Source organism: Streptomyces amritsarensis, assembly GCF_001953875.1.
GTDB classification, from domain to species: domain Bacteria; phylum Actinomycetota; class Actinomycetes; order Streptomycetales; family Streptomycetaceae; genus Streptomyces; species Streptomyces amritsarensis.
This window is the reverse complement of record NZ_MQUR01000013.1, coordinates 93459-102694: the sequence shown is the minus strand read 5'-3', so window position 1 is coordinate 102694 and position 9236 is coordinate 93459. Positions and strand designations below refer to the sequence as shown.

The 9236-nt window shown below is 74.9% G+C and carries 7 protein-coding genes and 1 pseudogene; 6 read left to right on the top strand and 2 right to left on the bottom strand.

Annotation, left to right across the window (positions count from 1 at the left end; all coding sequences use genetic code 11):
* Positions 1 to 1037 precede the first annotated feature (1037 nt).
* The gene (locus AVW11_RS08795) at positions 1038 to 2174 is read right to left on the bottom strand and encodes a threonine aldolase family protein (RefSeq protein ID WP_076043691.1); all 1137 of its coding nucleotides are present in this window, start codon (positions 2172 to 2174) and stop codon (positions 1038 to 1040) included.
* 54 nt (positions 2175 to 2228) lie between these two features.
* Between AVW11_RS08795 and AVW11_RS08790 the strand changes: the two genes are divergently transcribed.
* Genes AVW11_RS08790 through AVW11_RS08770 form a run of 5 tightly spaced genes read left to right on the top strand, consistent with a single transcriptional unit; the run spans position 2229 to position 7700 of the window.
* Positions 2229 to 3194 carry a Rossmann-like and DUF2520 domain-containing protein gene (locus AVW11_RS08790; RefSeq protein WP_381785869.1) on the top strand — a complete coding sequence of 322 codons (966 nt, stop codon included), beginning with the start codon at positions 2229 to 2231 and terminating at the stop codon, positions 3192 to 3194.
* The gene (panC, locus tag AVW11_RS08785) at positions 3191 to 4183 is read left to right on the top strand and encodes a pantoate--beta-alanine ligase (protein WP_030846091.1); all 993 of its coding nucleotides are present in this window, start codon (positions 3191 to 3193) and stop codon (positions 4181 to 4183) included. Before AVW11_RS08790 ends, panC begins: the two co-directional genes overlap by 4 nt.
* Positions 4180 to 5916: an L-aspartate oxidase gene (locus AVW11_RS08780; RefSeq protein WP_060176984.1), complete on the top strand. Its 1737-nt coding sequence runs from the start codon at positions 4180 to 4182 to the stop codon at positions 5914 to 5916. The genes panC and AVW11_RS08780 overlap by 4 nt, the downstream gene beginning before the upstream one ends.
* Before the next feature lie 2 nt (positions 5917 to 5918).
* Positions 5919 to 6887: a carboxylating nicotinate-nucleotide diphosphorylase gene (nadC, locus tag AVW11_RS08775; RefSeq protein ID WP_030846085.1), complete on the top strand. Its 969-nt coding sequence runs from the start codon at positions 5919 to 5921 to the stop codon at positions 6885 to 6887.
* Positions 6888 to 6890: 3 nt separating this feature from the next.
* Positions 6891 to 7700, top strand: coding sequence for a type III pantothenate kinase (locus AVW11_RS08770; RefSeq protein WP_030846082.1), 810 nt, complete (start codon positions 6891 to 6893; stop codon positions 7698 to 7700).
* A gap of 200 nt (positions 7701 to 7900) precedes the next feature.
* Here the strand turns inward: AVW11_RS08770 and AVW11_RS39075 are convergent.
* Positions 7901 to 8185 (bottom strand): annotated as a pseudogene (locus AVW11_RS39075) (ATP-binding protein); the annotation flags it as partial.
* 186 nt (positions 8186 to 8371) lie between these two features.
* Here AVW11_RS39075 and AVW11_RS08760 point away from each other — a divergent pair.
* Positions 8372 to 9223 (top strand): helix-turn-helix domain-containing protein, encoded by an 852-nt coding sequence (locus AVW11_RS08760; RefSeq protein WP_060176986.1) that lies wholly within the window; start codon positions 8372 to 8374, stop codon positions 9221 to 9223.
* The last annotated feature ends 13 nt before the right edge of the window (positions 9224 to 9236 follow it).

Genomic DNA, 9236 nt, shown 5'->3' with positions numbered 1-9236 from the left:
CGGCGGGGGCGGCCAGCGGCGGCGGGGGCCGGCCGACAGCAGCGGGGCCGGCCGACGGCCACGGCAGGGGTCCGGCCGGCAGCGGCGGGGCCGGCCCGGCAGCGGCGGGGGTTCGGCCGGCTGCCGCGGGGGCGTCCGGCTACGGCGGGGCCCGGCCTGCGGCGGCGGGGCCGGTTGGGCACCTTCGGGGCCAGCCGGCGGCGAAGGCCCGGCCGACAGCTGCGGGGGCGGCCGGCGGCCACGGCAGGGGTCCGGCCGGCAGCGGCGGGGCCGGCCCGGCAGCGGCGGGGGGTCGGCTGGCTACCGCGGGGGCGTCCGGCTACGGCCGGGGCCCGGCCGGCGGCGGGTCCGGCCGGGCAGCTTGGGGGGCCGGCCGGCTGCCGCGGCAGGGGTCCGGCCAGCAGCGGCGGGGGTCCGGCCGGGCGGCCGCGGGGGCAGCTGGCAGCGGCGGCGGGAATCCGGCCGACTGCGTCGGGGCCCGCCCGGCGGCAGCAGGAGTCCGGCCGACAGCCGCGGGGGCGGCCGGCAGCGGCGGGGGTCCGGCCTGCGGCGGCGGGGGCGGCCAGCGGCGGCGGGGGCCGGCCGACAGCAGCGGGGCCGGCCGACGGCCACGGCAGGGGTCCGGCCGACAGCGGCGGGGCCGGCCCGGCAGCGGCGGGGCCGGCCCGGCAGCGGCGGGGGTTCGGCTGGCTACCGCGGGGGCGTCCGGCTACGGCCGGGGCCGGCCGGCCGCGGCAGGGGTCCGGCTGGCAGCGGCAGGGGTCCGGCTGGCAGCGGCGGCGGGAATCCGGGCCGACTGCGTCGGGCCCGCCCGGCGGCAGCAGGGGTCCGGCCGACAGCCGCGGGGGCGGCCGGCAGCGGCGGGGCCGGCCGGCGGCCACGGCAGGGGTCCGGCCGGCTGCCGCGGCGGGAGTCGGGCTGGCAGCGGCAGGGGTCCGGCTGGCAGCCGCGGGGGCGGCCGGCAGTGGCGGGGCCGGCTGGCTGGCGCGGGGGTGGCCGGCTGTGGCTGGGCACCGGCCGGCCCCCGGCGGGCGGGGTCAGATGCGGGTTGTGAAGGCCGAGACCGCCTCGTGGACGTCGGATTCCGTCCACGACAGGCCCGGTTCGGTGACGTCCACCTCGGTCACCGCCAGGCCCGGCGGGCCGCCGGGCGACCAGCGGCGGAAGAGGACCGTGCCCGTCTCCTCGGCCTGCCGCAGGGCCGCGTCCGTCAGCCGGTCCGGCTCGTACGGCAGCCACACCTGGAACTGGTGCGTGTGCGGCTCCTCGGGGTGCACCCGCGACCACGGGACGCCGGACTTCGCCAGGGCCTCGCGCAGCGCCCCGGCCACCATCCGCGCCTGGGCCACGTACGACGGCAGCCGCGGCAGTTCCCGCTCCAGCCCGGCCAGTGCGGCCAGGGCCTGCGGGAACTGGCGGAAGATCTGGCCCCCGTAGCGGTGGCGCCAGACCCGGGTCTCCTCCACGAACTCCCGCGGCCCGGCCAGGGCCGCCCCGCTCAGGCCGCCGAGCGACTTGTAGAACGAGACGTACACGGAGTCGGCGAGCCCGGCGATCTCCGGCAGCGGGCGGCCGAAGTGGACGGTGGACTCCCACAGCCGGGCCCCGTCGAAGTGGATCGCCGCCTCCCGCTCCCGGCCGGCCTCCACCAGCGCCCGGAGCTCCTCCCATGTGGGCAGCAGGAACCCGGCCTCGCGCAGCGGCAGCTCCAGCATCAGCGTGCCGAAGGGCTCCCGGACGTCCTCGACCTCCTCCGCGGTCATCTGGCGCGACTCGGTCGTCGGGTGGACGACCCGCAGCCCGGAGACCGTCGACAGGGCCTCGCCCTCCCACATCTCCGGATGGCTCAGCGGGTGCAGCGCCACGACCGGGTTGCCCGTCCGGCCCGCCCAGCAGCGCAGCGCGACCTGCTGCGCCATCGTGCCGCTGGGGAAGAACGCGGCGTCCTGCGTCCCGAGCAGCTCCGCGACGCGCCGCTCCAGCTCGGCGACGATCCCGTCGCCGTAGATGTCGCCCGGCGCGTCCATGTCGTAGGCGTACGGGGCCTCGGCGAGCCGTGCCAGCGACTCCCCCACCGTGGCTTCGCGCGGGCTGCGGGTCAGGGTCCTGCCCGCCGCCCGCCAGGCCGCCACGAGCCGGGCCGTGCGCTGCGCTTCGTCGTTGCTGTCGTTCATGACCCCTGATCCTCGCCCCTCGTCCCCGACCGGCCAAGAGCCCCACGGGCTAGCATGGCGGCGTATCGTCCGGTACCCCCGCGGACTGGAACGGAAGGCATTCCCCGCGTGAATCCATCACAGCAGCCACGCCCTGCCCGGCTCACCGTCGGCGTCGTCGGGGCGGGCCGGGTCGGCCCGGCGCTGGCCCGCGCGCTCCAGCAGGCGGGCCACCGTCCCGTCGCCGTGTCGGGCGTCTCCGACACCTCCGTGCGCCGCGCCGCGCGGATGCTGCCCGACGTGCCGCTGGTGCCACCCGCCCAGGTGCTGGAACTGGCCGACCTGGTCCTGCTGACCGTGCCCGACGACGCGCTGCCGGCGCTCGTGGAGGGGCTCGCGGAGACCGGAGCGGTCCGCCCGGGACAACTCCTCGTGCACACCTCGGGCCGGTACGGGACCTCCGTGCTCGACCCGGCGCGCCGGGCGGGCGCCCTGCCGCTGGCCCTGCACCCCGCGATGACCTTCACCGGCACCGAGGTCGACGTGCAGCGGCTGGCCGGCTGCTCCTTCGGCGTCACCGCCCCCGACGAGCTGCGGCTGGCCGCCGAGGCCCTGGTCATCGAGATGGGCGGCGAACCGGAGTGGATCGCCGAGGAGAACCGCGCGCTGTACCACGCGGCCCTCGCCCTCGGCGCGAACCACCTGGTCACGCTGGTCGCCCAGTCGCTGGAGCTGCTGCGCAAGGCCGGGGTCGCGCACCCCGACCGGATGCTCGGCCCGCTGCTCGGCGCGGCCCTCGACAACGCCCTGCGCTCCGGGGACGCGGCCCTGACCGGGCCGGTGGCCCGCGGTGACGCGGGGACGGTCGCCGCGCACGTCTCGGAGCTGCGCCGGCACGCGCCGGGCACGGTCGCCGGCTACCTGGCGATGGCCCGCACGACCGCCGACCGGGCCCTCGCGCACGGTCTGCTCAAGCCCGAACTCGCCGAGGACCTGCTCGGCGTACTCGCCGACACGGACCCTGACGGGGGCGACCAGTGACCGAGCTGCTGCTGCACACCGCCGATGAGCTGCACAAGCTGCCGCGCACCGGACGGCGGGCCGTGGTGATGACCATGGGCGCCCTCCACGAGGGCCACGCCACCTTGATCCGCACGGCCCGCGAGCAGGCCGGGCCCGAGGGCCAGGTCGTCGTCACCGTCTTCGTCAACCCGCTGCAGTTCGGGGCGGGTGAGGATCTCGACCGCTACCCCCGCACCCTCGACGCGGACCTCGCGATCGCCGAAGAGGCGGGCGCCGACGCGGTGTTCGCCCCCGCCGTGGACGAGGTCTACCCGGGCGGGGACCCGCAGGTGCGGATCAGCGCCGGCCCGATGGGCGAGCGCCTCGAAGGGGCCACCCGGCCCGGCCACTTCGACGGAATGCTGACCGTCGTCGCCAAGCTGCTGCACCTGACCCGCCCCGACCTGGCCCTCTTCGGCCAGAAGGACGCGCAGCAGCTGGCCCTGATCCGGCGGATGGTGACCGACCTGAACTTCCCCGTCGAGGTGGTCGGCGTACCGACCGTCCGCGAGGAGGACGGCCTGGCCCTGTCGTCCCGCAACCGCTACCTCTCCCCCGCGGACCGGCAGACCGCCCTGGCGCTGTCCCGCGCCCTGTTCGCCGGCCGCGACCGGCTCGCCGCGCAGGCGGCGCTGCGGGCCCGTGCCGAGGCCGCCCCGGCCAGCGACGAGCGGGCCACCGCCCTGGCCAGGCTGGGCGAGATCCGTGCCTCGGCCGACGCCCACGCCGTCTCGGCGGCCTGCACGGGCCTGCCGGACGCCGTACGGGCCGCGGCGGGCCATGTGCTGGACGACGCGGCCCGCTCGGAGCCGCCGCTCGTGCTGGACTACCTGGCGCTGGTGGACCCGAAGGACTTCACCGAGGCCGGTCCCGACTTCACCGGGCAGGCCGTGCTGGCCGTCGCCGCGAAGGTCGGCACGACCCGGCTGATCGACAACATCCCATTGGAATTCGGAGCACACTCGTGAGCACCCCTGGCAGAGGCCCGGCCGGCAGCACCGGCATACGGCTGCACGCGCCGGCGCCCGGCTGGTCCCTCGACGCCGACGTCGTGGTCGTCGGCTCCGGTGTGGCGGGTCTGACCGCCGCGCTGCGCTGCGCGGCCGCGGGCCGCCGTACCGTCGTGGTCACCAAGGCCCGGCTCGACGACGGCTCCACCCGCTGGGCGCAGGGCGGTATCGCCGCGGCCCTCGGCGAGGGCGACAGCCCCGAGCAGCACCTCGACGACACCCTGGTCGCGGGCGCCGGCCTGTGCGACGAGGAGGCCGTACGGCTGCTCGTCACCGAGGGCCCGGACGCGGTGCGGCGGCTGATCGACACCGGCGCGGTCTTCGACACCTCCGCCGAGACCGGGGAGATCGAGCTGACCCGGGAGGGCGGCCACCACCGCCGGCGGATCGCGCACGCGGGCGGCGACGCCACCGGCGCCGAGATCTCGCGGGCGCTGGTCGAGGCCGTGCACGCCGCGGGCATAGAGACCGTGGAGAACGCCCTCGTCCTCGACCTCCTCCAGGACGCGCAGGGCCGTACCGCCGGGGTCACCCTGCACGTCATGGGCGAGGGCCAGCACGACGGCGTCGGCGCCGTCCACGCGCCCGCCGTGATCCTCGCGACCGGCGGCATGGGCCAGGTCTTCTCCGCCACGACGAACCCGTCGGTGTCCACCGGCGACGGAGTGGCGCTGGCGCTGCGCGCCGGGGCCGAGGTCTCCGACCTGGAGTTCGTGCAGTTCCACCCGACGGTGCTGTTCCTGGGGCCGGACGCCGAGGGGCAGCAGCCGCTGGTGTCGGAGGCGGTGCGGGGCGAGGGCGCGTACCTCGTCGACGCGGACGGCGTGCGCTTCATGGTCGGCCAGCACGAGCTCGCCGAGCTGGCCCCGCGCGACATCGTCGCCAAGGGCATCATGCGCCGCATGCAGGAGCAGGGCGCGCAGCACATGTACCTGGACGCCCGGCACTTCGGCGCGCGGATGTGGGAGCAGCGCTTCCCGACGATCCTGGCCGCCTGCCGCTCGCACGGCATCGACCCGGTGACGGAGCCGATCCCGGTGGCGCCCGCCGCGCACTACGCCTCCGGCGGCGTACGGACCGACCTGCACGGCCGCACGACCGTCCCCGGCCTGTACGCCTGCGGCGAGGTCGCGTGCACGGGCGTGCACGGCGCGAACCGGCTCGCCTCCAACTCGCTGCTGGAGGGCCTGGTCTTCGCCGAGCGGATCGCCGCGGACATCACCTCGCGGGAGCACGGCGGGGGCGGCCCGGGCGTACCGGTCCCCTCGACCGGCCCGCTGCAGCCCGCCGGGGCCCGCTACGAGATCCAGCGGATCATGACGGACGGCGCGGGCGTGCTCCGCTCCGCGGCCTCGCTGGAAGCGGCGGCCGACGCCCTGGAAGGGCTGTACGCCGCCGCCCTGAACGATCTCGAGGCGCACGGCAAGACCGCCGAACCGGGTGTGGACACCTGGGAGGCCACCAACCTGCTGTGCGTGGCACGGGTCCTGGTCGCCGCCGCGCGGCGGCGTGAGGAGACCCGCGGCTGCCACTGGCGCGAGGACCACCCGGACCGGGACGATGCCCGGTGGCGCCGCCACCTCGTGGTCCGGCTCTCGGCCACCGAGAAGCGGGCCCTGGTCGTCGTACCCACCGACTCCGCGGACCTCCCGTCCGTGCACCCCCTGAGCAACCCGAGCCTGGAGCAGTGACCGTGAGCACCCCCGAACTTCCCCTCATCGACCAGAACGACGGCGGCTGCGGTGACGACTGCGCCTGCGGCGACGGCGAGGAGAGCGGCCTCGACCCGGCGCTCGCCCAGCTGCTCGCGGACGCGGGCCTGGACCCGATCGAGGTCGAGGACATCGCCCACATGGCGCTCTCCGAGGACCTCGACGGCGGCGTGGACGTCACCACCGTGGCCACGGTCCCCGAGGACGCCGAGGCCGTCGCCGACTTCGTCGCCCGCGAGGACGGTGTCGTGGCGGGCCTGCGCATCGCCGAGGCGGTGTTCTCCGTGGTGTGCACGGAGGCCTTCGAGGTGGAGCGGCACGCGGAGGACGGCGACACCGTCAAGGCCGGCGAGGTGCTGCTGTCGGTCCGCGCCCGCACCCGCGACCTGCTGACGGCCGAGCGCAGCGCGCTGAACATCCTGTGCCGGCTCTCGGGCATCGCGACGGCCACCCGCCGCTGGGCGGACGTCCTGGAGGGCACGAAGGCCAGGGTCCGCGACACCCGCAAGACCACGCCGGGGCTGCGCTCGCTGGAGAAGTACGCGGTCCGCTGCGGCGGCGGCGTCAACCACCGCATGTCCCTGTCGGACGCGGCGCTGGTCAAGGACAACCACGTGGTCGCCGCGGGCGGGGTCGCGCAGGCCTTCAACGCGGTGCGCGAGGCGTTCCCGGAGGTCCCGATCGAGGTCGAGGTCGACACGATGCACCAGGTCCGCGAGGTCCTGGACGCGGGCGCCGACCTGATCCTGCTGGACAACTTCACCGTCCCGGAGACCGAGGAGGCCGTCACGCTGGTGGCCGGCCGCGCGGTGCTGGAGTCCTCGGGCCGGCTGACGCTGGACACCGCCCGGGCGTACGCGGAGACCGGCGTGGACTACCTGGCGGTCGGCGGGCTGACCCACTCCTCGCCGATCCTGGACATCGGTCTCGATCTGCGCGAGGCGGTGTAACCGGTGCTCCTCACCATCGACGTAGGCAACACCCACACGGTCATGGGCCTGTTCGACGGTGACGAGATCGTCGAGCACTGGCGCATCTCGACCGACCCGCGGCGCACGGCCGACGAGATGGCCGTGCTGATGCAGGGCCTGATGGGCATGCACCCGATGCTCGGCAGCGAGCTCGGCGACGGGATCCACGGCATCGCGATCTGTTCGACGGTGCCGTCGGTCCTGCACGAGCTGCGCGAGGTCACCCGGCGCTATTACGGCGACGTGCCGGCGGTGCTGGTGGAGCCGGGCATCAAGACGGGTGTGCCGATCCTCATGGACAACCCGAAGGAGGTCGGCGCGGACCGCATCATCAACGCGGTCGCGGCGGTCGAGCTGTACGGGGGCCCGGCGATCGTGGTCGACTTCGGTACGGCGACGACCTTCGACGCGGTGTCCGCGAAGGGCGAGTACGTGGGCGGGGTGATCTCCCCGGGGATAGAGATCTCGATGGAGGCGCTCGGCGTACGGGGTGCCCAGCTGCGCAAGATCGAGTTGGCCCGGCCGCGCCACGTGATCGGCAAGTCCACGGTCGAGGCGATGCAGTCGGGCGTGATCTACGGTTTCGCGGGTCAGGTCGACGGGGTCGTGGCCCGGATGGCCAAGGAGCTGGCCGGGCCGAACGGCGATCCGGACGACGTCCGGGTCATCGCGACCGGCGGTCTGGCCCCGATGGTGCTGGGCGAGTCGTCGGTGATCGACGACCACGAGCCGTGGCTGACGCTGATCGGTCTGCGGCTGGTGTACCAGCGCAACGCGCCGAACTTCGAGTGACGCCGCCGGGACGGGGGCCGTACCCCACGGGGTACGGTCCCGGTCCCGTCAGGCGCGGACCTCGACCCACAGCAGCTTCCCCCGGCGTCCCCGTACAGCCCCGTTCCACCGAGCGGGTAGCCGCCCCAGTTCGCGGCGTACGCCCGTACGGGGAACAGCCCGCGGCCCCGCTCGGCGCCCGACGGCGATGCCTCGGCGCAAGGATCCGCTCCGAAGGGCGCAGGGATGTGCTGATTGCTGTCCCAGACGCTGACGCGCAGCCGGGTGGATCCCATGGCGCGGAGCCGGAGTGTGTAGGGGCCGTCGGAGTAGAGGTAGGCGTTGGCCAGCAGCTCGCCGGCCAGCAGCTCGGCCGTCTCCGCGAGTGCGCTCATGGCGTGTGTCCGGAGCACGGACCGCAGGGTCTGGCGGGCGAGACCGGGGGCGCGGGGATCTTGCGGGAGTTGCAGGCTGTAGGCCCACGACGGAGATACGGTGGCAGGCATGGAAGTCTCCGATCCCGGAGGGGTGTTGGTGGCATTGCGCGTGCTGCCCGGTGACCGTGCCGCTCCGTCGAGCGGGGTACTTCCGGGCGGGGTGGCCTGCGTCCCAGACTAGAGGTCGCCAAAGATTCTTTGCGCGAATCCAAGGGCTTCGATGCCTCGATTCCCTCGTGTGAGTGAGGAGTGAACATGGTCACCCGCCCCGTAGCCACGGCCCGTCGCGCCCGGCTCGGCGCCGAACTGCGCAAACTCCGCGAGCGGGCCGGTATGACCGCCGCCGAGGCCGCGACTGCGATCGGCACGAGCTCGGGCCAGCTGAGCAATGTGGAAAGCGCCAGGTTCGGAGTGAGCCCCGACCGCGTCCGTGCGATGGCCCGGGTCTACTCCGTCTGCGACCCACAACTCGTCGACGCACTCGCCGCGATGGCCGCCGACCGCACGAACGGCTGGTGGGACCAGTACCGGGAGGTCCTTCCGCCCAGCCTCCTCGACCTGGCCGAACTTGAACACCATGCGCTGACGCTGCGCGCCGCCTGCACCGCTCACGTCCCAGGCCTCTTGCAGACCGCGGACCATGCGCGGGAAGTCTTCCGGCAGGTGGTTCCGGAGCTGACCCCACCCGAGGTCGAACACCGGGTGTCCCACCGGATCAAGCGACAGGACGTGCTCTACCGGAGCGACCCCATCCCGTATACCGCGATCATCCACGAAGCGGCCCTGCGGATGCAGTTCGGCGGACGTGCCGTCGTGAAGGGGCAGCTCGCCCACCTCATGGAGATGGGGCAACGAAGCCAAGTCCGGATCCTGGTGATCCCCTTCGACGCGGGATCGTTCCCCGGCGCCGGCCAGTCGATCTATTACGCCCACGGTCCTGTGCCGCAGCTCGACACGGTCCACCTCGACCAGTCACACGGTCCGGCACTGGTGGACGCCGAGGCCCGGCTGGACGGCTACCGGCTCCTCCTCGACCACATGGAGACCATGGCCCTCGGCCGCGAGGAGAGCAGCCAGTTCATCCACAGCATCCTGCGCACCCTGTGAAGGGAACACCTCC